Source organism: Flavobacterium sp. I-STPP5a (assembly GCF_009764685.1).
Classification (GTDB): Bacteria; Bacteroidota; Bacteroidia; order Flavobacteriales; family Flavobacteriaceae; genus Flavobacterium.
In genome coordinates this window covers 12,237-34,650 of sequence record NZ_VHLM01000060.1, presented here as the reverse complement: position 1 = coordinate 34,650, position 22,414 = coordinate 12,237, and the positions used below count along the sequence as shown (strand labels likewise).

The 22,414-nt window shown below is 33.6% G+C and carries 13 protein-coding genes and 1 other RNA gene; 7 read left to right on the top strand and 7 right to left on the bottom strand.

From position 1 onward, the window contains the following. Positions 1–63 precede the first annotated feature (63 nt). Positions 64–948, top strand: a complete 885-nt coding sequence (locus FJV36_RS12090) for a hypothetical protein (protein WP_158728290.1) — start codon at positions 64–66, stop codon at positions 946–948. A 48-nt stretch (positions 949–996) separates the two neighbouring features. Here the strand turns inward: FJV36_RS12090 and hutI are convergent, their stop codons facing one another. After that, positions 997–2,235, bottom strand: a complete 1,239-nt coding sequence (gene hutI, locus FJV36_RS12085) for an imidazolonepropionase (protein WP_158728289.1) — start codon at positions 2,233–2,235, stop codon at positions 997–999. A gap of 12 nt (positions 2,236–2,247) precedes the next feature. Then, a complete protein-coding gene (locus tag FJV36_RS12080; protein ID WP_158728288.1) occupies positions 2,248–3,321 on the bottom strand; it encodes a glutaminyl-peptide cyclotransferase in 1,074 nt (357 codons plus the stop codon). A gap of 88 nt (positions 3,322–3,409) precedes the next feature. On the opposite strand from FJV36_RS12080, the gene ffs reads away from it, so the two are divergent. Together ffs and FJV36_RS12070 are read left to right on the top strand one after the other, a co-directional pair. Continuing rightward, an RNA gene (ffs, locus tag FJV36_RS12075) (signal recognition particle sRNA small type) lies at positions 3,410–3,507 on the top strand. A 115-nt stretch (positions 3,508–3,622) separates the two neighbouring features. After that, positions 3,623–4,426, top strand: a complete 804-nt coding sequence (locus FJV36_RS12070; protein ID WP_158728287.1) for an SDR family oxidoreductase — start codon at positions 3,623–3,625, stop codon at positions 4,424–4,426. A 375-nt stretch (positions 4,427–4,801) separates the two neighbouring features. Here the strand turns inward: FJV36_RS12070 and FJV36_RS12065 are convergent, their stop codons facing one another. Both FJV36_RS12065 and FJV36_RS12060 read right to left on the bottom strand, forming a co-directional pair. Then, entirely contained in the window at positions 4,802–6,997 is a 2,196-nt protein-coding gene (locus FJV36_RS12065) for a penicillin acylase family protein (RefSeq protein WP_158728286.1), read from the bottom strand. Positions 6,998–7,101: 104 nt separating this feature from the next. Beyond that, positions 7,102–10,146 (bottom strand): TonB-dependent receptor domain-containing protein, encoded by a 3,045-nt coding sequence (locus tag FJV36_RS12060; protein ID WP_158728285.1) that lies wholly within the window; start codon positions 10,144–10,146, stop codon positions 7,102–7,104. 760 nt (positions 10,147–10,906) lie between these two features. Between FJV36_RS12060 and fsa the strand changes: the two genes are divergently transcribed. Next, on the top strand, positions 10,907–11,563 hold the full coding sequence (fsa, locus tag FJV36_RS12055) for a fructose-6-phosphate aldolase (RefSeq protein ID WP_158728284.1): 657 nt from the start codon (positions 10,907–10,909) through the stop codon (positions 11,561–11,563). Between the two features lie 226 nt (positions 11,564–11,789). Here fsa and FJV36_RS12050 read toward each other — a convergent pair whose 3' ends face one another. The 3 genes from FJV36_RS12050 to FJV36_RS12040 all read right to left on the bottom strand — a co-directional run bounded on the left by FJV36_RS12050 (position 11,790) and on the right by FJV36_RS12040 (position 15,146). Continuing rightward, positions 11,790–13,229 carry an MFS transporter gene (locus FJV36_RS12050; protein ID WP_158728283.1) on the bottom strand — a complete coding sequence of 480 codons (1,440 nt, stop codon included), beginning with the start codon at positions 13,227–13,229 and terminating at the stop codon, positions 11,790–11,792. Positions 13,230–13,396: 167 nt separating this feature from the next. Next, on the bottom strand, positions 13,397–14,104 hold the full coding sequence (locus tag FJV36_RS12045; RefSeq protein ID WP_158728282.1) for a LytTR family DNA-binding domain-containing protein: 708 nt from the start codon (positions 14,102–14,104) through the stop codon (positions 13,397–13,399). Then, positions 14,094–15,146 carry a sensor histidine kinase gene (locus tag FJV36_RS12040; RefSeq protein ID WP_158728281.1) on the bottom strand — a complete coding sequence of 351 codons (1,053 nt, stop codon included), beginning with the start codon at positions 15,144–15,146 and terminating at the stop codon, positions 14,094–14,096. The genes FJV36_RS12045 and FJV36_RS12040 overlap by 11 nt, the downstream gene beginning before the upstream one ends. A gap of 280 nt (positions 15,147–15,426) precedes the next feature. Here FJV36_RS12040 and FJV36_RS12035 point away from each other — a divergent pair, with 280 nt between their 5' ends. From FJV36_RS12035 to nagB, 3 genes are all read left to right on the top strand, one after another. Then, positions 15,427–18,456 carry a SusC/RagA family TonB-linked outer membrane protein gene (locus tag FJV36_RS12035; protein ID WP_158728280.1) on the top strand — a complete coding sequence of 1,010 codons (3,030 nt, stop codon included), beginning with the start codon at positions 15,427–15,429 and terminating at the stop codon, positions 18,454–18,456. 12 nt (positions 18,457–18,468) lie between these two features. Beyond that, positions 18,469–20,049 carry a RagB/SusD family nutrient uptake outer membrane protein gene (locus FJV36_RS12030; RefSeq protein WP_158728279.1) on the top strand — a complete coding sequence of 527 codons (1,581 nt, stop codon included), beginning with the start codon at positions 18,469–18,471 and terminating at the stop codon, positions 20,047–20,049. Positions 20,050–20,388: 339 nt separating this feature from the next. Next, complete coding sequence (gene nagB, locus FJV36_RS12025; RefSeq protein ID WP_158728278.1) at positions 20,389–22,326, top strand: glucosamine-6-phosphate deaminase; 1,938 nt, start codon at positions 20,389–20,391, stop codon at positions 22,324–22,326. Positions 22,327–22,414: the final 88 nt, after the last annotated feature.

Genomic DNA, 22,414 nt, shown 5'->3' with positions numbered 1-22,414 from the left:
ATTAACATACGTTAGTACTTCAACAGATATTGTTAAATTTGTAAACAAAAAATTAAATTCGAAATGGAAAATCCCAAAAGCAGTTCAAGCCTTAAAGCGGTGGTAGCGATATTAGCTATTTTATTAGTAGGTAGTTTAGTCTATATTTTTAAAATCACATCTGATGCTGAAGTGGTAAAAACAGAGTTAGGTACTACATTAACCGAAAAAGAGTCGGTGATGAAAGATCTTCAAGAGTTAAAAATGACGTATGATGCTGCCATTGCAGAGAACACATCCATGTCTGACGAGCTTATTATAGAGAGAGATAAAGTTATCACATTAATGACAGATTTAAGTAAGTCTAAAGGTGATGTAGCTTCCTTGTCTAAATACAAAAGTCAATTTAATGCTTTACAAGGAAAAATGAAAGTGTTAATGGCGGATAATGAGTCTTTGAAAAAGGCAAATACCACTCTTACGTCTCAACGCGATAGTACAGCAGTTGTACTTGGTGAGTCAAAAAGATACAACGAGACACTTGCTGGTCAAAATGAGGAGTTAGCTAAGGTTGTTGAAAAAGCGGCAAAATTATCGGTTTTGAACACAAGAGGTTCTGCATTTAAATTAAAAAGCTCTGGTAAAGAAATCTCAACAGATAAAGCAAGTAGAGCTGATGTTTTGAGAATAAGCTACACAATTGCTGAAAACCAAGTTGCTCAATCAGGAACTAAAGTTTATTATGTTCAAGTAATTGATAGTAAAAACAACGTTATTGGAGACAAGAAAACAGAAAATTTTGGTAACAATACTTTGACTTATAGTTTTATTTCAAATATCATTTACGAAAATAAAACGGTTGATGTTACTGAAAGTGTGAGAGGAAAAGATTTTCCAAAAGGAACTTATTATGTAAATATTTTTGATAAAGATCAATTGGTTTCTAAAACTAGTTTTACTTTAAAATAATTACAAGAAAAATAAATGGAAAAGAGGAACTAAACGGTTCCTCTTTTTTTATGAAATGATTTCTCCTGCAACTATAACAGTTTCTATAAGATTACTGCCAAAAGCGTATGGCAATTGATAATAGGACGAAACAGGTTTTGTAATTATTAAATTTGCAACTTTGCCTCTTGTGATACTTCCGTGCGTGGTAGCTAAATCCATGGCGTATGCACCGTTTATTGTGGCTGCGTTGATAGCTTCTTCGGGTGTCATTTTCATTTTTATACAGGCTGTAGCTACTACAAAGTTCATATTTCCCGATGGTGTTGATCCAGGATTAAAATCTGTAGCAAGCGCAAGCGGTAGTCCTGCACTTATCATTTCGCGAGCTGGCGTATATGGAATACTTAAAAAATAGGAACAGGAAGGCAACGCCACTGGCATTGTTTTAGTATTTTTTAAAGCCTCAATATCTTCTGTGGTCATAATTTCTAGATGATCTACAGAAAGCGCATTGTATTTTATTCCGGCCTGAATTCCGCCAATAGAGTTGAACTGATTGACATGAATTTTTGGCTTTAAGCCAAATTCAATTCCAGCTTCCATGATTTGTTGGGTTTCTTCAATAGTAAAATAACCGGTTTCACAAAATACATCGATGAATTCTGCCAGATTATTTTTGGCAATTTCAGGAAGTATTTCGTTAATGATTAAATCAATATATCCTTGATGATTTTCTTTATACTCTAATGGGAAAGCGTGAGCACCAAGAAAGGTTGCTTTAATGGTTATAGGATAGTTTTGAGCTAAACGCTGAATCACACGAAGCATTTTTAATTCTCCATTAACCGTCAATCCATATCCAGATTTAATTTCAACGGCGCCAGTTCCTAAACGCATGACTTCTTCAAGCCGTGCTTTGGATTGATCATAGATTTCGGCTTCAGTAGCTTCATTGAGTTTTTTAGCTGAATTTAAGATTCCACCGCCACGATTAGCAATTTCTTCATAGGTCATACCGTTGATTCGATCGACAAATTCTTGTTCTCTATTACCGGCATAAACAATATGAGTATGACTGTCGCACCAAGATGGTAAAACCATTTTCCCAGTGGCATCAATCGTTTTATCAGCATGTATTGGAGGTAAATTCTCCATAGCACCAAAATCAGCAATTAAATTGTCTTTAATTACTAAAAAGGCATTTTTAATCGTTGGAAGAATAGCCATTTCGGCACCAGAAATTTTAGCTTTAGCTGTTTCCCGAACCTGAAGTAACTCTTTTATATTGATAATTAACGTTGTCATTTTATATGATAATTACTCTGAAACTTTGATTTCAAACATTTTATTCCAGTTTTTACCGGTAATAAAAATGGTTTTTGTTTTTGGGTTGTAGGCGATTCCGTTTAAAACGTCAGTATCTTCTAGTTTAGCTATTTTTGTAGTCAAATCTGCTAGATTTATTATTCCCTCAACCGCCCCGTTTTTAGGGTTAATGACAGCAATAGCATCTTTTTGGTACACATTTCCATATATTTTTCCATCAATCCATTCTAGTTCATTAACTCCTTTTACTTTAGATTTTAGAGAGTAAACATTGATATGGTCAATCGCTTTAAAAGTTTCTGGATTTAATATGTGTATCGTTTCAGAACTATCTGTCATATATAAGTTTGTACCATCATTGACTAAACCCCAGCCTTCCATATTTTTGTAATATGGAACTGTTTTTTCTTTTTTGAAAGTATCTGCATTATAAACATATCCTTCATTATTTTTATACGTCAATTGATATACTTTGTTGTTTAGAATTGTAATTCCTTCGCCAAAATATTGAGCATCTAGTTCTACTTTCTTATAAACTTCCCCAGTTTTATAATTTGTTTTTCTTAAGCTGGAGATTCCTCTTTTTCCTGATGGACCTGAACCGTTTCCAGTTCCTTCATAAAGTGTATCACGGTAAAATTCTAGTCCTTGCGTGTACGCCTGAATATCGTGTGGATATGTATTTACGATGGTGTATTTTAATAATTTTGGCTGAATATCAGAAACTAATTCTACTCTAGCGGTAGCTTCTGAGTTCTGTCCTTCATAATATACTAAAGCTTTTAGGTTTTGATATCCCAATTTTTGATCTTTCAATTCAAAAGATAATTTGTCAACTCCTTTTTTTGAACCAATTTTTTTGTCATTTACATAGTAGACAACACTGTCAATAGTTTTGGAATTGGAGTTCAAAATTTCCAAAGAAAGCGCTTCCTGTGGTTTATATTGTTCCTTAAATTTGGAATTATCAAAGGAGAATAAAGTATTTTCACCTTTTTTTGTTTCGTTGCAACTTGCTAAGGTGATTCCTAATAAAATGACAGATAGGAAGTTATAGTTTTTCATGATTTCTTTTTTTTGTTGTACCAATATACAATGTTATTTTTAATGATTAAAGCTCTTGTAAAAATATAAAAAGATTGTATATTTGCACCGGCAAGTCCTACACGACCAGCTCCTGCAGACTCCCCCAGGATGGGAACATAGCAAGGGTACGTGGTTGAGCGGTGCGATGTAGGTCGCTTGCCATTTTTTTTTAATCTTCCATTTTGGAAGATTTTTTTTTGAATTATTTCGTACAAAAGTAGTCTTCCTTCGGGAGGATTTTTTTATTTTTGGCCCTTTCGTATCATAAACAGCAATAATCATGAATAAAGTAGTTCTAATTACAGGAGGTTCTTCGGGAATAGGAAAATCTATTGGAGAATTTTTGCATCATAAAGGTTTTGTTGTGTATGGAACCAGTAGGAATCCGGATCGAATTTTGAATTCGGTTTTTCCTTTAGTGGCTTTGGATGTTCGGGATGCAGATTCGATTCATGCGGCTGTTGCCAAAGTGATTTCGATCTCCGGAAGATTGGATGTTGTTATTAACAACGCTGGTGTTGGGATTACGGGGCCTTTGGAGGAAATTCCTATGCATGAAATCAAGAATAATTTTGAGACCAATCTTTTTGGTCCCATTGAAGTAATGAAAGCGGTTTTGCCACAAATGCGAACACAAAGCTCGGGTTTGATTATCAATGTCACTTCGATTGCAGGATATATGGGCTTGCCTTACAGGAGTGTTTATTCTGCTTCAAAAGGAGCGTTAGAACTTATCACGGAAGCATTGCGAATGGAAGTAAAACCATTTGGCATTCGTCTTACGAATGTTGCACCGGGAGATTTTGCTACTAATATTGCTTCGGGACGTTTTCACGCTCCTTTAATTAAAGGTTCTGCTTATGAAATTCCGTATGGGAATACCCTTAAAACAATGGATGAGCATGTGGATAGCGGCAGTAATCCAAATGAAATGGCCGAAGCGGTGTACCAAATTATCCAAACTTCGGAACCAAAAATTCATTATAAAGTAGGGGCTTTTATGCAAAAATTCTCGATTGCCTTGAAGAGAATTTTACCGGATAAAGTATATGAAAAAATGCTTATGAATCATTATAAATTATAACGATACATTAAAGTACTATTGCGTACTATTCCCAATAAACAAAAGGCTTAATCCCTTTGTTTATTGGGTTTTTTAGTTTTGTATAAATTTCTTAAACCCAACAAAAAGAAATTGTAAAACTGGACAGAAAAGCGATTTAGTCAATAAATGATTTGCAAAATTTATCTGAACATTTTGAAAACTTCCGAAATATTATGGCTTTTCTGACAACAAGACCTGTTGGTGTTTAATGTGATAAATAAAAAATTTAGTATTTTCATACGGATAGTAATTTTGGGGTTAACTGAATCTGAATAAAAAAACCATCAACGACTGTTGATGGTTTTGATATTAAAAAGCAATTAAAATTCGAAACTGAACATAGCTAAAACAAACTTATTCGCCAGGACGATACGTACGTTCTGCATTTTTATGAACATCTTCTTTGTAAAACAACACGTCTTTGAATTGCCCTTTTTGGTATATTTCAGCTTGATCCATAAAATGTTTGGACTGTGAATTTCCACTATTTCCGCCTGCTAGTAAAGATTTAGCTTTTACTTTTTTTCCAAATTCCACTACACATACAAAGCTGTTTCCACTGAATCCATATTTTTTATTAGTGTCTTTTTGATACGAACTTTTATAAGATGGTAAACAGCCCCACAAAGAGGAGTTGTATGCTATGGGGTAGCTTTTCAGTGTATCATTGTAAGCTAGATCTATATCGCCAGACAATCTTTGAAAACGATTTATTTCACCCCATGGAATTTGCCATTTCCCAAATTTACTATTTAACTCATTAATCGCCAGTCGCAGTTGGGGTAGCATTTGATCTGCTGTAGCATTTGAAGCAAAGAATTTTGCATTTTCTACTTGGTCCCTTCCCTCATCTATATATACTTTTTGCAAAATAACATCCAGTTTTGAAGCCCATTCAACGGCAAGTGTCGTTGCAACCGAATTGGTACTCGAATAATAATCCCAATTTTTCAACACCGCTATAGGCTCCGCCAAATCTGAATACGCAAAATTATCTTGTTTTGCATTTTTTTCGAATGACGCAACTAAAGATGGAATTAGCACTTCAAAAAAAGCTAAATAAGTATTATACCCATCAGCAATCACCTTATCTAAAGTGTATTTCTCTCCTTTAGACAATAGTCTAACAGCGTTTATACCTCTGAAATTTTCTCCATCTGGAGCCATATATTTTGGATAATCCTCTTTCTTTGGACTGTTAGTACCCGAAACTGTATAAGGGGTTGAATTACAATTTTGTAACCAACCATTTTTAGGGTTGTATAGATGAACGCTTTCCGAAACAGAATGCAGTCCTTTCCATTGAGTTGCCGAAGTGGTCCCATCAACTGCTTTGGCCCAGTTGAAATTCGTATCTCTCACCGGTATAAAATTTCCGTGCCAGTAAGCGATATTTCCATCACTATCGGCATAAACAGTATTGTTTGATGTGTTGGCGGTTATATCCATTGCCTTTTTATAATCGTCAAATCCTTTAGACTTAGTTCTTATCCAACTTTGTTCCAAACTTTTCATCGAACGATTATTCGACTTTAAGCTAATCCATTTCCCGTCTCTCATAGCCATAATAGGACCGTGAATTGTAAAATAGGTGTTAAATTTCTTAGCAATTAATTTTCCGTTGTCCAAATATTTTATTTCAATGACTTTTTCCTTTACGGGGATTATTTTTTTATCATATTCATAAAACAGCTTGTTGTTTTTCGTTATTATTTTCTCTGTATAAACATCGGCTACGTCCACGTTTGACGAGGTATGCATCCAGCCGCAATTCTCATTAAACCCTTGGTAAATAAAAAACTGCCCCCAAGTTACGGCTCCATAAGCTGACAATCCTTCTTCACTTGTGATTTGAATCTCGGGTCTGAAATAAAAAGAAGTATGCGGATTGATGTAAAGTATCGCATTTCCAGACGCTGTTTTTGAAGGAGCAAAAGCAAAACCATTGGAGCCAGTTTGCATATCTTTTACTTTGTCTAGATAGGTATATTTGTCATTCCCGCCATAAAAATCCTTAAGCTCACTAACAGTAATATCGGCAGTACTGATAGCACCAATACTTCCATCTGTCCAAAGCAAAGGATACCAAGGCTCAAAATGCTTTAACATTAATGGCTTTACTTCAGGATTTTTGTAGAGATAATAGTTGATACCATCGGCATAGCTATCCAATAATTTTTTTAACCACGGTTTTGCTTTTTTATAATCATTTTTTGCTTCATTTTCATCTATCAAGAGTCGTGTTTCAAGGTCGTTATATAAAACAGACTGTCCTTTAACTTCTGCCAGACGACCTAGTTTTTCAATATAATTCATTTCAATACGCTTGAAATCATCTTCACATTGAGCGTAAAGCATTCCAAAAACGGCATCGGCATCGGTTTTTCCATAAACATGTGCAATTCCCCAATTGTCCCGTATGATGGTGACTTTTGCAGCTAATTTTTCGAGTCGGTTAATTTCTTTAGCTGCGGTGTTTTGAGACACGGCTTGGAAACTAACACAGAAAAAAAGCAATGTCCATTTTAAATAATAGTTATAATTCTTCATTTCTATTAAAAATTTAAAGGTTAAATGTACCGTATAATATAACGTGTAATTTTAAAAAAACCATCAACTAGAGTTGATGGTTTTGATACTAAAAAAACAATAATTTAAAATTTGTAACTTATTCTAGCATAGACAAAACGACCGCTATACCCAAATTGTGATACTCTATCCGGATAAGCAAATTGATTTCCACTAGTTAGATCTATGGTAGTTGGAGCAGCGGTATAATCAAGAGCTCCATTAACTAATCGTGGTCTAATTGCGGATATTGGTCCAAGATTGTTGTCTGGATAAATGTCAAAAATATTGTTTGATCCAACAACCAGTTTCATAGTTTCAGTGATTTTATAACCAACAGCGAAATCAGTTACGATTTTTGCTCCCCAAACAGGATGTTCAATTTCAACAGCTTTTCCGTTTATTATAGCACCCTCTACTCTTCCATCTCTATTTACATCGACAGTATTTGGACTGGTAACTTGACCAAAATAAACATTCATTAAGAAGAAATCAAATTTATTTATGATAAGACTATTGGTTAAGTTAGCTTTCACTCTTGGGATAGCTGCCTCTAAATAAACTCTATTACTTTCAGAAAAATAATTGTTTAATTGACCATTGGCTTCCAATATTGGAGAAGCGTGAATATCTCCAACTCTCTTAGTACCAGAAAAGGTAACTGATAGATCATTTTTTAATGTAGCACCACTTCCTAAATTGGCTTTTTGACTAATCACTATGTCAATTCCCTTTGATTGAGTATCAATGGCATTAGCGAAAAATGTAGCGGATGTTGCTCCCGCTCCATCAAACAATCCATTTAAAACTTCGGCTGGAGATCCTGGTGCTGGTGTTCCTCCAGGTCTTGAAAATGAATTTGTAAGAATAACTCTGTCCTTTACATTCACAATATAGGCATCGGCAGTCAAGGTAAGATTGGCATTCGGAATTTTAGCAGTAAAACCAATACTGCCACTTTGAGATACTTCTTGCTTTAATTGAGGAATTCCTAATAATTTTGCCATTTGTGAATCATTGCTGAATGTTCCTATTTCCGAAGGGACACCATTTGAAAATAATGTGGCAGTTGTACTAAAATAGATTTGATGTAAAGAGGGAGCTCTAAAACCATTGGATAATGCTCCGCGTAAATTGATATTGTTGGTTAGTTTATAACGAGATGCCAATTTGAAATTGGTCGTACTTCCAAAATCGGAATAGTTTTCAAAACGGATAGCACCATTTATAAGCAATTTTTCGGTAAGGTCTAATTCCATATCCGTATAAAGAGCCATGCTGTTGCGTCCTTTACTAACTACGTTTGCAGGTCTGAAACCCGAAAATACTTGAGAACCACCAGGTCTAAGATTTCCAAAAAAATCGGTAACTCTCGTGTTATTTGCTACCGTTCCTGTTATTGTATTGCCATCGATGTTATAAAGGCTATATGATTCTGGCTGACCTCCATTAATGTTGTAATTTTCAACTCGGTATTCTGCACCCAAAGCTACGTTTAATCCCTCTAGTACATCATATTTTTTATTCATGTCAAAGTTGGTAGTATTTTGGTAAAAACCAAACCCACCTGCTTCAAATTCTTTTGGTGAATTCTCCCTCATTGAGGCATTCAGTGTGTTTTGGATATGAAAATCAAATGTGTTTTTTCCATAAGTATTACTCAAATCAAAATTCCAATTTTCAAATATTTTTCCTTTAATACCTGTGGCTATAGATACGTCACTTACCGTAGAACTAATTTCGGGTAAAAAACCATTTGGATACAACGTTGAGTAAGATGCAAAAGTATTAGGCAATCTATAAAATCCTGAAGACAATCCGTCTCTGTAACTGGTTCCTCCAAAAGCATAGGCCTCTAGTTTATCATTGATAGGATAGGCGGCATTCACAAAGAATTGCATACTTTTCAAAGCTGACTGCCCAATTCTCATATTAAAATCTTTTCTCTCAAGTCCTCTATAAGCTAATTCTCCTGCAGTTGCATCAAAATTTAATGCCGTTTGCATTTGGGCAATTGTAGTAGCACCACTGATTGCTGTTTGTTGTGCCGGACTAAAATAATTTACTTGGGGAGCATACGTTTTTATTTCCGAAAGTATTTGAGTTGTATTGGGCGTATTTGTAATGTTGCCAAACAGAGAGTTAATATTTGTTCCTGCAGCTGTTGCTCTTTGATCCACTGCATTATAGGCATTGAATATGTTACCTGTTCTATCATTCGCTCTACTGTTAGCCTCTCTAATTTGAAAGCTACCTGTTAAATTGATAAAGCTTTTTTCTTTACCTAATCCCGTTCCGTAATTTATATCTAACTGATAACGATTACCATCATTTCCTCCGGTATTATTGTTTGATCCTTTAGAAAAATTACTTCCTCCATAAAGCATTACGTCAAATTGTTTGTTTACGTTTTTCTTCAAACCCAAATTGATGACCCCCGCAATGGCATCAGAGCCATATTGTGCCGAGGCACCATCTCTTAAAACTTCTATTTTTTCTAGCGCAAAAGCGGGAATGGCATTCAAATCAGTTCCTACGGATCCTCTCCCTACGGTTCCATTATTATTTACCAATGAAGAGGTGTGTCTTCTTTTTCCGTTTACCAATACCAAAACTTGGTCGGGACCCAAACCCCTTAACTGAGCAGGATCAATATGGTCAGTTCCATCTGCGGCCGTTTGCGTATTTGAGGTAAACGACGGTGCCACCATATTCAAAATTTGGTTCAAGTTGGTTTGAGATCCTTTAGTAACAATTTCCCTCATGCTGATCACATCGATAGGGACAGCGGATTCGGTTACTGTTCTAGTAGGATTGCGAGAACCGATTACGACTTCTTTCAGTGCTTCGCCACCTTCGGTTAAAGTAATATTTAAGGTAGATCCAGAAACGGTTGCTTTTTTAGACTCAAATCCGATATATGAAAATTGTAAAATGGCACCTATTTTTGCGGTAATTGTGTAAGTCCCATCAACGGTTGTTTGTGTTCCTGTTTTCGTTCCTTGTATCGAAACAGAGACTCCCGACAAAGGTATTTTAGATTCATCAGTCACGGTACCGGACAGCTTAATTTCTTGTGCTGTTAGGCTTATCGTAAAGAGAAAAGCCAAAAAAAGTATTGTTTTTTTCATAGTAAATTGGGGTTAAGTTTGTTTAATGTTTTTAATATATTAACTATTAAAAGCGAAAGTAGATAATTAAAACTATAAAAAAAACAATAAACGCATATTATAACGACAAAAAACGCATATTAATTAAATTATTACGAATAGTCTTTCTTTTTTTTGTTTTGAAAAATTAACACAATTTCAATAAAGTGGAGATCTTTTACAAATGATAGCTAACTTGTATTAAATCTGGCTAAAAATCCAGCTGACTACCTAATTTTTATGCCTATGCTCGTCAAACAATTTCATTACATAAGCAAAGAAGAATCTCAAATCTAGACTCAATCAAATATTAAAAACAAAAAATAATTGTTGGATGCAATATTAAGTGTAAATATTCTGATTTTTAAAATCAAAATACCACAATTCAACCAGCTAAAAAAATGAGGGGTTAAACATTTGTGAACCATTCCAAATATTTTAATTATTTAGTAAAGCTATTTTTAAAGATTGAACTCAATTGTTTTTCAATTGCGAATAATTAAAAATAAACTTGATGCAATAGGATGTATTCGGGTTATATTTTGCAATAATAAGATTTGGCTTTATTAATCCTAATTGACTACTTTTGCACGGAATTTGCGTAAGGGATTGATACGGCATCCTTTTTTTATTATGCTGTGCGGAGCAAAAGCAGAAAAAAAAAGATATAGTAAAAAGTCCGACCCGGAGTATTTACGGAGGGTTACGCCCAAATTAGAAACACACAATTAAATTATAGAGTATGAAATTTTTTATTGACACGGCTAATTTAGCTCAGATTAAGGAAGCGCAAGCATTAGGGGTTTTGGATGGAGTTACAACGAATCCTTCATTGATGGCTAAAGAGGGAATTACAGGAAAAAACAGCATTTTGAAGCATTATGTTGATATTTGTAATCTAGTTGATGGTGATGTAAGTGCCGAAGTAAATGCTTTGGATTACGAAGGAATGGTGAAAGAAGGTGAAGAATTAGCAGATTTACACGAGCAAATTGTGGTAAAATTACCTATGACGAAAGAGGGTGTAATGGCTGCTAAATATTTCTCTGATAAAGGGATTAAAACGAATGTAACTTTAGTATTCTCTGCAGGACAGGCTTTATTGGCTGCAAAAGCGGGTGCTACTTATGTTTCTCCGTTCATCGGTCGATTGGATGATGTATCTACAGACGGTTTGGCTTTGATTGAAGAAATCAGATTAATTTATGATAACTACGGGTATGAAACCCAAATTCTAGCTGCTTCTGTACGTCATACAATGCATATTGTAAACTGTGCAAAAATTGGTGCTGATGTTATGACAGGTCCTTTATCTGCTATTCATGGTTTGTTGAAACACCCATTGACTGATATTGGATTAGCGCAATTTGTGGCTGATTTCGAGAAAGGAAACAAATAGATTTGAGATCATAGACTATCAATTTCTGTTTAAGATTTTATAGCAATAAAAACTCCCATTATGTATTGTAATGGGAGTTTTTTTGTTTTTATCTAAAACGATTGAAAATGTACTATTTGAAACTATTAGATGAATTTTATATGGAGATTCTCAGTGATTTGAGTTTTAACAAAAAATCCCATTCTAATAAGATAGAATGGGATTTTTGAATTATTTGAAACATTTGTTAGTGTCCTCCAGAAACTTTTTTATCAAAATCAATACCTTGTGCTTTTAGAATTCCACTTACTTTCCAAGCATAAAAAGCTAGATAAGCAAAGCATAAAATACCAATGATATAACTTTGTTGGATTCCAATTCCTTCAGCAACTTTTCCTTGTAAAACACTGATGAAACCACCACCCATAATCATCATAATTAAGAAACTACTTCCTTGACTAGTGTTTTTTCCAAGTCCACTTACCGCTAGGGTGAAAATACAAGGCCATAACGTACTGCAAAATAACCCAACACTCGTGAATGCATATACACTTATCATTCCGCTAGTTGACATTCCTATTGCTGTGGCAATAATTCCTAAAGTTGAAAATATTAATAACATTCGGGCTGGATTTCCTTTACTAGCCATATCAGCTACAATTAGAACCAAAACCACTAATCCATAAACGTAAAATGGAGTCAAATCATGATTAGCAATAGCATTAACTCCTAAGAATACACCAAAAGCTAAATAAGGAGCAATGAATCGTAATATTTTTTGCAAACTCATATCATTTGTAAACGCTTCTACCGCTCCAGTCCAACGACCAATCATTAAACTAGCCCAATATAATGATATATATGGAGCAACATCTTTTGTTAGGAATCCTAATTTACTTTCCATGTAAGCGGGTAAGTTACTAGCAGTAGAAACTTCAACACCAACATACAAGAAAATTGCAATCATACCCATTAGTAATTGAGGATATTGCAAAGCCGACTTTTTTGCAGGAGCTCCATCGAGGGCTTCGGTTTCTTCAACTAAAGCTGGTTTGTCTGGCAAAGAAGAAAATTTTAAAAGTATTGCTACAAGTAAAAATGCAACACCCAAAACCAAATAAGGAATTTTTACGCTTTCTATACTTGCACTTGTATTGGTATTAGTGCTTGAGCCAAAAATGGCAAAACTAACGATAAGTGGACCAATAGTAGTTCCAAAATTGTTAATTCCTCCAGCTAATGTAAGGCGCTGAGAACCTGTAGTGATAGGTCCTAAAGCAATTGCGAGTGGGTTGGCAACGGTTTGCTGCAACGAAAAGCCCAAACCAACGATGAAAAGCCCAGCAAGCATTAAGGGAAACGATCCAGTATTAGCCGCTGGATAAAATAAAAGTGTTCCTAAAGCTGAGATTAATAATCCTAAAGAAAGACCATTTTTATAACCAATTTTGTTCACTAAATCTTCTTTTAGTAGAACAGAAACCGCCATGTATATTAGCGATCCAACAGTGTAGGCAATGTAAAATGCAAAAGCCACTAATTGACTTTCGCCTTGAGAAAGATTAAATGCGGTTTTAAAAACTGGGATTAAAATGTCATTACTTGCAGCGACAAATCCCCAAAAGAAGAAGACGGTTACTAGAGGAATAAATTGCCCCCAATTGGTTTTTGAATTTTCAGAATTCATGATTTAGTTTAATTAATAGGTTAGTAAAATAATTTGTGCTGCAATGCGGTAAATGTATTTCTTAACCAACATAAAAAAAAATTATTTGTATTAAATTTCGATAGTTTTAAACCAACAACCAGTTTTATTCAACAAAAGACTTTTTGTAATATGGAAAGTTAAGGAGATTAATCTAAAATTTTACTTTTCACTTCCTTGCTGTAATTTCTTCCTATTGGTATGGTGTAGGAAGCTATTTGTATTCTATTTCCTTCAATTGTTTTTACTTTATCCAAAGCGATGGAGTAAGATTTATGAATACGAATGAAGCGATCTTCGGGAAGTTCCTCAGTTAAAGAAGAAAGTGATTTATGAGTAATATAGGTTTTTTCGGCGGTAACTACTTTGATGTATTCTTTCATTCCTTCAATGAATAGAATTTCATCAATGTTAATTTTCACCATTTTTTTATCTACTTTGATAAAAATATGAGGTTCAACCCGATGATTCTCTTGTTTTAAAACCAATCGGTTTTGAAATTCCCCAGCTATTTTTGAAATGCATTTTATAAATCGAGGAAGCGGTATAGGTTTGACTAAATAATCTAAAACATCCAAATCATAACTTTCGGCGGCAAATTCTCGAAAGGCGGTAGTAATAATAATCTTGGTATTCGAATTATTTTTATACAATTGTATCAACTCAAAACCAGACATTAGAGGCATATTTATATCTAGAAATAGTGCGTCTGTCGTGTTATTATTTAAAAAATCTAAGGCTTCAATAGAATTATTAAAAGTAGCTATAACTTCAAATTCTGGGAAGTTTTGGAAATAATTGAGCAATACTTTAATAGCCAATGGTTCATCATCAATTAATACACACTTAATCTTCATTGTTTATAGGTATTTGTAAACGAATTATGTAAAAATTAAACTTGATTTGATGGCTTAATTGATAATTGTTTTTAAATAGTAATTTTAAACGTTCTTTGGTATTGGTTAACCCAATGCCTTTTTTGGAGTTTTCATTTTGTGAAAGTACAAAATTATTTATTATTTCAAAATCGAGGGTTTTATTGTCAATGATTTTGCAATTAATTTTTATAGTTAGTTCTTTATTATTTATGCCTCCATGTTTGAATGCATTTTCAATTAAAGATATTAATAATAAAGGCGGTACATTTATGGTATCAATATTAGATGCTAGATTAATAAAAACTGTTGCATTGTCAAATCTTAATTTCTCGATCTCAATGTAATTCTGTATGTAATCAAATTCTTTTAATAAAGGAGTAAATCTGGTGCCTTCAATATCATATAGTACATATTCCATTAAATGGGAAAGTTTTATAATTACATCAGGCACTTTTTTTGAATCCTCTAAGGAAAGGGCATAAAGATTATTTAAGGTATTAAAGAAAAAATGAGGTTGAATTTGTGTTTTTAAATATTCAAGCTTTATTTTATACTGATTTTCTCTAAGGATTCTATTATTTTCTCTTTCTTTAAGCCAAGTTAATGTCAGATAAACAGATGATGCCATTGCTAAAACATACAATTCTCCAATACAAACAGCAAGAATATGGTTGATTTCAAAAGGTTGATAGTCTCTATTGGCTTCAGGCCAAATATTTTTTGAAATGATAAAATAAGTTAAACCTGTTTTTAAAATGTAGATACACGCTAAGCTAAATAATAATGAAAGCGTATATTGAAGATATTTTGATTTTAAAACTAATCGGGGTACTAAAACAAATAAGTTAAAATAGACTAAAGGTATGTGTAATGCAAATTCGATCAAATTTGACTTAAAAGAATATTCATAATCATTGAAGTAGGCACCCCATCTTAAAAAATTTAATAAAAAGTACAATCCCCAAAACCAAAAATGATTTTGAACTTTGATCTCAAATTTCATATCTTTTATTCTAGCCATCGATTAGGAGTCTTTTTAGGAAGCAAGTTCAAAAATGATTCTTGAATTTGATTTTGCAACTTTAATCATTTTGTTAATAAAAACGATCCTTTTTAGAGAAAAAAAGATTTTAATTATTAATATCTCAATGTAATGAAAATTAGAAAACGTTTTCGTGTAACATATTGTTGAACGAAAGATGTCGTTTGTTTAAAAAATAATACTGTTGGTATAATTTATTTTTTTTAACAAAATCTTAAAGATAATTTTATACTATAACTAACTAATACATTTAAAAAAAATGAAACAATTTTTATTAATCATTATGATTATTTTTGCTTCGCAACTCTCGATTGCACAAGTAAAAACGCTCAAGGGAACGGTAATAGAGGCCAGTGGTGCTCCAATACCATCGGCAAATGTGCAGGTACAAGGAGAATCCAAAGGAACAACTACTGATTTTGATGGTAGTTTTGCTATACAGGTAAGTGTAGGGAAAACTTTAGTAGTGTCGTATTTAGGTTACGAAACTAAAACGGTAGTAGTAGGTGAAGCTGATTCTATCAGAATAATATTGAAAAGTGATGCTACAACAGCATTAAGTGAGGTTGTAGTTACTTCATTAGGGATTAAGAAAACAAGAAAATCTCTTACGTATGCTGCTCAAGAGTTAAAAGGTGAAGAGTTAACGCGGTCCAAAGATGCCAACTTAATTAATACAATAGCGGGTAAAATTGCAGGTGTTAATGTGGTTAAAAGTGCTGGTGGTACTGGAGGTTCTACAAAAGTTACTATTCGTGGAAATTCTTCGGTATTGAATAATCAACCACTGTATGTTATTGATGGTATACCAATGTTAAATACTTCTTCAAGTCAGCCAAATGATTCATTTGGTAGTACTCAGGGAGGTAATAGAGATGGTGGAGATGTCGCTTCTTTAGTCAATCCAGAGGATTATGAAGGAATGACTATTTTAAAGGGAGCATCTGCAGCTGCTCTTTATGGCTCTCAAGGAGCAAGAGGAGTAATTATGTTGACTTCCAAAAAGATCAAAGAAGATACTTCATTTGTAAGAGCATCTTCTAATACAACTTATGAATCGGTGGCTTACTTGCCCAAATTCCAAACAGATTATATTGCAAAACCAAGTGCTAACGAGTCATGGGGAGCTCCACAAAAAGTTAAAGACCATGTAAAGGATTTTTTTAGAACAGGATCAACGCAAATTTCAGCTATAAATTTTGGAACGGCTTCTAAAAATTCATCTTCTTATTTATCATATGCTAATACAACGTCAAATGGAATTATACCAACAAACAGTTTGACAAAGCACAATTTTGGTTTAAAACAAACTTTCAAATTATTGGATGACAAATTAGTTATTAATGCTAATGCTAATTATGTTGCTCAAGAAATTACAAACCGTCCAACAAGTGGTTTGTATTTTAATCCACTAACAGGGGTTTATCTATTGCCAAGAGGAGCAGATTTTAATAATTACAAAGAAAATTATGAAGTTTATGATCCCGTTAGAAATTTGATGGGTCAAAATTGGGTTGGAAGTAGAGATATATGGCAAAATCCATATTGGGGTTTAAACAGAAACAAATCCGAAGACACAAATCATTACTTTAATGGAGCTTTAGGCGTGAATTATAAAGCTAATAAATGGTTAAGTATAGGTTCTCGTTTTAACTATGATAAAATTGATAGCAAATTTGAAAAATTTATTTATGCTACCACTGAAGGTACTTTATCGCATCCAAATGGACGATATATATTGATTAATAATACAAGTACTCAAAAATATGGTGACTTGATTGCTACTATCAATACCAAAATTAATGATGACTTGTCATTCAATGCTAATATTGGAGCTAGTATAACAGATCGTTTTTTAAATGATGAACAAGTTATGGATTCAAATCCATCAGGTTTGAAAACTACAAATTGGTTCACTTTACATAATTTTAATGATACTCAAGGTATTTTTCAAAACTATGGTGAAAGAAGACAAACTCAATCCCTTTTTGCCTCCGCTACAATTGGTTTCCGTGATTATCTATATGCTGATGTAACTGCTAGAAAAGATTGGTCTTCATCATTAGTAAATGCTGAGCAAGCACCTGTTTATCCTTCTCTAGGTGTTACGACTTTACTGTCTGAAATTATTGAATTTCCATCATATGTTTCTTTTGCTAAAATTAGAGCTTCGGTAGCGGCAGTTGGTAATGATATTCCAAATTTTGTTTCTTCTCCTGTTAATTTGTATACAGCTGTAGATCCAGCTAATTCAAAACCAACTTTTGGACCTCAAGCTGGAACCAAATTAAAAGCAGAGCGTCAAAACTCTTTTGAAATCGGTACAGAATGGAGATTTTTAGAAAATAGAATTGGTTTGGAATTAACGTATTATAACAATATCACTAAAAATCAATTACTTTCTGTACCAGCACCAGCAACAAACCCAGAGGGTTACCAAAATTATATTTTCAATTCTGGAATAATTAAAAACTCAGGGATTGAAGCGGTATTGTTTGCAAAAATTATCAAATCTGATGCTTTTGATTGGGATGCAAATGTTAATTATTCATTGAATAGAAATAAAGTAACTGATTTACCAGATAATTTAGGAGGAGTAGTAGTATTGACCCCAGCAGGTGTAAATAATTACAGATATGCACTATATAATAATCAACCATTTGGTGTAATTGAAGGGGTTAATTTAAAACGTGATGCTCAAGGAAGAGTAATGTTAAATGCTGATGGAACTATTCAAAAAACTGGCTTAGAAAAAGTAGGAAACGCAAATCCTGATTTTATGATTGGTTTTCAAAATTCATTCAAATTGGGTAATTATTTCTTGAATTTTACAGTTGATGGTCGTTTTGGAGGAGATGTAATGAGTTTGACTCAAGCAATCAATGATGAATTTGGAGTATCTAAAGCGACTGGTGATGCTCGCAATGCTGGTGGAGTTGCAATTAATGCGGTGTATCCAAATGGCAGCGCCTATGTAGGAAAGTATCCTGCGGATAGTTATTATACGCAAATAGGAGGTAGAGCTGGTGCTACAGGTGAATATGTTTATGATGCTACTAATGTTAGTTTAAGAGAATTATCTCTAGGTTATACTTTTAAGCTAAGTGAGAATAAATTTTTAAAAGCTGCTAGTTTGTCAGTTGTTGGTAGAAACTTATTGTTTTTCTACAAAAATGCGCCTTTTGATCCAAACATTTCATTAAGTACAGGAAATGGTTTACAGGGAGTAGATGTATTTGGTATGCCTTCTACAAGAAGTATTGGTCTAAATTTAAATGTAACTTTCTAATTCACGTTTACAATGATGTTAAATAAAATAAAATCAACAGCTATATGTGCTTCTCTATTTTTAGCAATAGGATGTACAGATGACTTTAATTCAATAAATCAAAATCCATACGGATTGACAAATGAGCATTTGACTCAGGATTTTAATCACATAAAGACTCCTTTTCAGGCAGCTTTTAATGGTGTTTTCAATACTTTACATTGGAAGTATCAATTACAACAAAACTTAAATGCCGATTTGTGGTCAGGTTATATGGCTACTCCTACAGGTTTTAGAGGAGGAAGTAATAATGCTACTTATGATTTAGTAGATGGCTGGAATGGTTTCGTTTGGAGCTTAGGTTATACTGATGTAATGGCAAATCTTTACAGAGTAGAACAACTTACTAAAGGATCTTTAAACCAAGTATACGCGATATCTCTTATTCTTAAAGTTCAAGCAATGCAGCGTATGACGGATACATTTGGCCCTATAGTTTATTCAAAATTTGGAACCACAGATGCGGTTATTGCTTATGATTCTCAAGAGGAAGTTTATAAAGCGATGTTTAAGGAGTTAGACTTTGCTGTAGCAGAGCTTACTAAGCGTATCGATGCAAACGAAAAAACAATTTTTGCGGGTACTGATCTGACCACTTATGAAGGAAATTATACTAAATGGGTTAAATTTGCAAATTCATTGCGTTTACGTTTAGCCATGCGTATTGTTAAAGTTAATCAGACATTGGCAAAATCTGAAGCTGAGAAAGCTATAGTTCAGAAATTTGGTGTATTAACTGTAAAAGACGATATCGCTAAGATTAAATATTCATCTACATTTATAGATCCAATAAAAACTATTTCATCATCATGGGGAGATATTCGTATGTCTGCTGATATGGAATCGATTATGGGTGGATACAATGATCCAAGATTGGTTAAATACTTCTCTGAATCTGTTGATTTTCCAGGACAATATCGTGGTATAAGAAATGGTATTGATATTGTAGCCAAATCTGATCGTACAGGTATGTCAGAAATCGGTTCTGTAGTTGCAGGAAACCAAAAAGTATTAATGGGTACCGCAGAAATTTACTTTTTGCGTGCTGAAGGTGCTTTAAGAGGTTGGGCAATGGGAGGTTCGGCTCAAGGGTTATATGAATCTGGGATTAAGGCTTCATTTGAGCAGCATGGCCTCAGTGGTGCAGATTCTTATATAGCTGATAATGTAAAAAAAGCTAAAGATTTTGTTGATGTTAAAAGTGCTACAAACAATGTAACAGCTGCTAATAATGTTACAGTAGCATGGGATGTTGCAGCTACTAATGAAGTTAAGTTGCAAAAAATAATCACTCAAAAATGGATTGCTGGTTTTCCAGAAGGACAAGAAGCTTGGTCTGAATACCGTAGAACGGGCTATCCAAAGCTTTTTAAAGTAGTTAAAAATTTAAGTGGAGGTAAAATTTCAACAGAATTTGGACCAAAAAGAATAAACTTCGTACAATCTGAAAAAGATGGTAATGCAGGAGGTGTTGCTACTGGTTTAGCTAAACTAGGTGGACCAGATAATGGAGGAACAAGATTGTGGTGGGATACTACTGGATCTAATTTCTAATTTATAGTATAAAGTTAATGGTCCTTAGTTTTTAGTTCTTAGCCCTATGCTAAGGATTAATGACTAGGGACTAATAGCAAATTTTATAGACTCTATAACGCTTTATTGGTTAAACAATGTCGTTGGTATACAAACTCTGACCGTTTGTTTCTTTTATTTTTTTGCTCCAAGTAATACTCTTAAATTTGATATAAAGTAAAAAAAAGATTTCATTTTTATATACAGTAAACATCATAGATGTTTTAAATGTTAATAAAAGAAAATATCAAATGTTGTTTTGAAAACAAAGGAATTATAAAGAAAAAAATAAAATCAGCTAGAATTTAAAATTACAATACAATGAAAAACACTTTAGACATAAAACCGGATATTAGCTACAAGAGTGCGGGTAAATTTGAAGAAACTCGATTTGAAAAAATTCACAACGAAATTTTTAAAAATTCTGTAGAGGCTTCAAAAATTGTTGCTGAAGAAATTGCCGCTTTAATTCGATCCAAACAAGAAGAAAATAAAAATTGTGTTTTAGGTCTTGCTACCGGTTCTTCTCCAGTAAAAGTATACGAAGAATTGGTTCGAATGCACAAAGAGGAAGGATTAAGCTTTAAAAATGTAATTACGTTTAATTTGGATGAATATTATCCGATGAACAAAGAGAGCAAGCAGAGCTATCATTATTTTATGCATCAGCATTTATTTAATCATATAGATATTCACCCTGATCATGTAAACATTCCAGACGGAACAGTTGCTATTGAAGAGTTGAATCAATACTGTATTGATTATGAGATGAATATTAAAAAAGCAGGAGGACTTGATTTTCAATTGTTAGGTATTGGACGTACAGGACACGTAGGGTTTAATGAGCCTGGTTCACACATTAATTCAGGTACTCGAATCATTACTTTAGATCATATTACTAGAGTAGATGCTTCTTCTGATTTTAATGGAATTAATAATGTACCCAAACGCGCCATTACAATGGGAGTTTCTACCATTATGCGTTCTAAACGAATTGTTTTGATGGCTTGGGGACAAAATAAAGCTGATATCATTAAAAGAACTATTCAAGGTGAAATTAGTTCTGAAGTACCTGCTACTTTTTTGCAAAATCATCCCAATGCTACATTTGTTTTGGATCAATCTGCAGCTTCGTCTCTAACCCGTTTTGAAACACCATGGCTGGTGGGTGAGTGCATTTGGAGCCAGGAATTAAAAAGCAAAGCTATAGTTTGGTTGTGTCAAAAAACAAATCAGTCCATTTTAAAACTTACTGATAGAGACTACAATAACAACGGTATGTCTGACTTATTAGCTCAAGAAGGTTCTGCTTATGATTTGAATATTAATATGTTCAATGTGTTGCAGCATACCATTACGGGTTGGCCTGGAGGAAAACCTAATGCTGATGATGCACACCGCCCAGAAAGAGCTGATCCAGCTAAAAAGAGAGTAATCCTTTTTAGTCCTCATCCAGATGATGATGTGATTTCTATGGGAGGAACTTTTGCTAAACTAATCAAGCAAGGACATGAAGTTCATGTAGTGTATCAAACTTCTGGAAATATTGCAGTAACAGATGAAGAAGCATTAAAATTTGCCGAGGTATGTAATGATTTTGTAGGGGAGGATAGTAGCAAAATTAACTTTCAAGCGGTGATTGATTTCTTAAAAAATAAGAATGATAATCAAGTTGATTCTCTTGAAGTTAGAAAATTAAAAGGCTTAATAAGGAGAAGAGAATCTTATGCCGCAGTGCGTTATATTGGGTTGAAAGATGAAAATGTTCATTTTTTAGATCTGCCTTTTTACGAAACAGGTCAGGTAAAGAAAAACCCGATTGGAACTGAAGATATTGAAATTGTAGCTGATATCATCGCTAAAATTAAACCGCATCAAGTTTTTGCAGCTGGTGATTTAGCTGATCCACATGGTACTCACGAAGTATGTTTAAATGCCATTTTTGCAGCCTTAAAACAATTAAAAGCTAAACCTTACATGAAAGATTGTTGGTTGTGGTTGTATAGAGGAGCTTGGCATGAATGGGATTTACATGAAATTGATATGGCAGTTCCGTTAAGTCCAGATGAGGTATTATTGAAACGACAAGCCATTTTATTTCATCAATCTCAAAAGGATCGTGTGATGTTCCAAGGTAATGACTCAAGAGAATTTTGGGTACGTGCCGAAGATCGAAATAAAAATACTGCCAAATTATATGATGAATTAGGTTTAGCAGAATATGAAGCTATCGAAGCTTTTAAAAGATTTGATTATTAAGAATTAAAATCCATTCGGTTGATTGTTCACCCGAATGGATAATTTCAACAATCAGGATTTTTATCCTGACTGAAGATATATTATACCA

Bases quoted from the DNA above. Each gene is read 5' to 3' on its own strand.
- hutI (WP_158728289.1), bottom strand. From the start codon at position 2,235: ATGACAACGTTAATTATCAATATAAAAGAGTTACTTCAGGTTCGGGAA.
- FJV36_RS12050 (WP_158728283.1), bottom strand. From the start codon at position 13,229: ATGAATTCTGAAAATTCAAAAACCAATTGGGGGCAATTTATTCCTCTA.
- nagB (WP_158728278.1), top strand. From the start codon at position 20,389: ATGAAAAACACTTTAGACATAAAACCGGATATTAGCTACAAGAGTGCG.
- FJV36_RS12045 (WP_158728282.1), bottom strand. From the start codon at position 14,104: ATGAAGATTAAGTGTGTATTAATTGATGATGAACCATTGGCTATTAAA.
- FJV36_RS12080 (WP_158728288.1), bottom strand. From the start codon at position 3,321: ATGAAAAACTATAACTTCCTATCTGTCATTTTATTAGGAATCACCTTA.
- FJV36_RS12070 (WP_158728287.1), top strand. From the start codon at position 3,623: ATGAATAAAGTAGTTCTAATTACAGGAGGTTCTTCGGGAATAGGAAAA.
- FJV36_RS12060 (WP_158728285.1), bottom strand. From the start codon at position 10,146: ATGAAAAAAACAATACTTTTTTTGGCTTTTCTCTTTACGATAAGCCTA.
- fsa (WP_158728284.1), top strand. From the start codon at position 10,907: ATGAAATTTTTTATTGACACGGCTAATTTAGCTCAGATTAAGGAAGCG.
- FJV36_RS12035 (WP_158728280.1), top strand. From the start codon at position 15,427: ATGAAACAATTTTTATTAATCATTATGATTATTTTTGCTTCGCAACTC.
- FJV36_RS12040 (WP_158728281.1), bottom strand. From the start codon at position 15,146: ATGGCTAGAATAAAAGATATGAAATTTGAGATCAAAGTTCAAAATCAT.
- FJV36_RS12090 (WP_158728290.1), top strand. From the start codon at position 64: ATGGAAAATCCCAAAAGCAGTTCAAGCCTTAAAGCGGTGGTAGCGATA.
- FJV36_RS12065 (WP_158728286.1), bottom strand. From the start codon at position 6,997: ATGAAGAATTATAACTATTATTTAAAATGGACATTGCTTTTTTTCTGT.
- FJV36_RS12030 (WP_158728279.1), top strand. From the start codon at position 18,469: ATGATGTTAAATAAAATAAAATCAACAGCTATATGTGCTTCTCTATTT.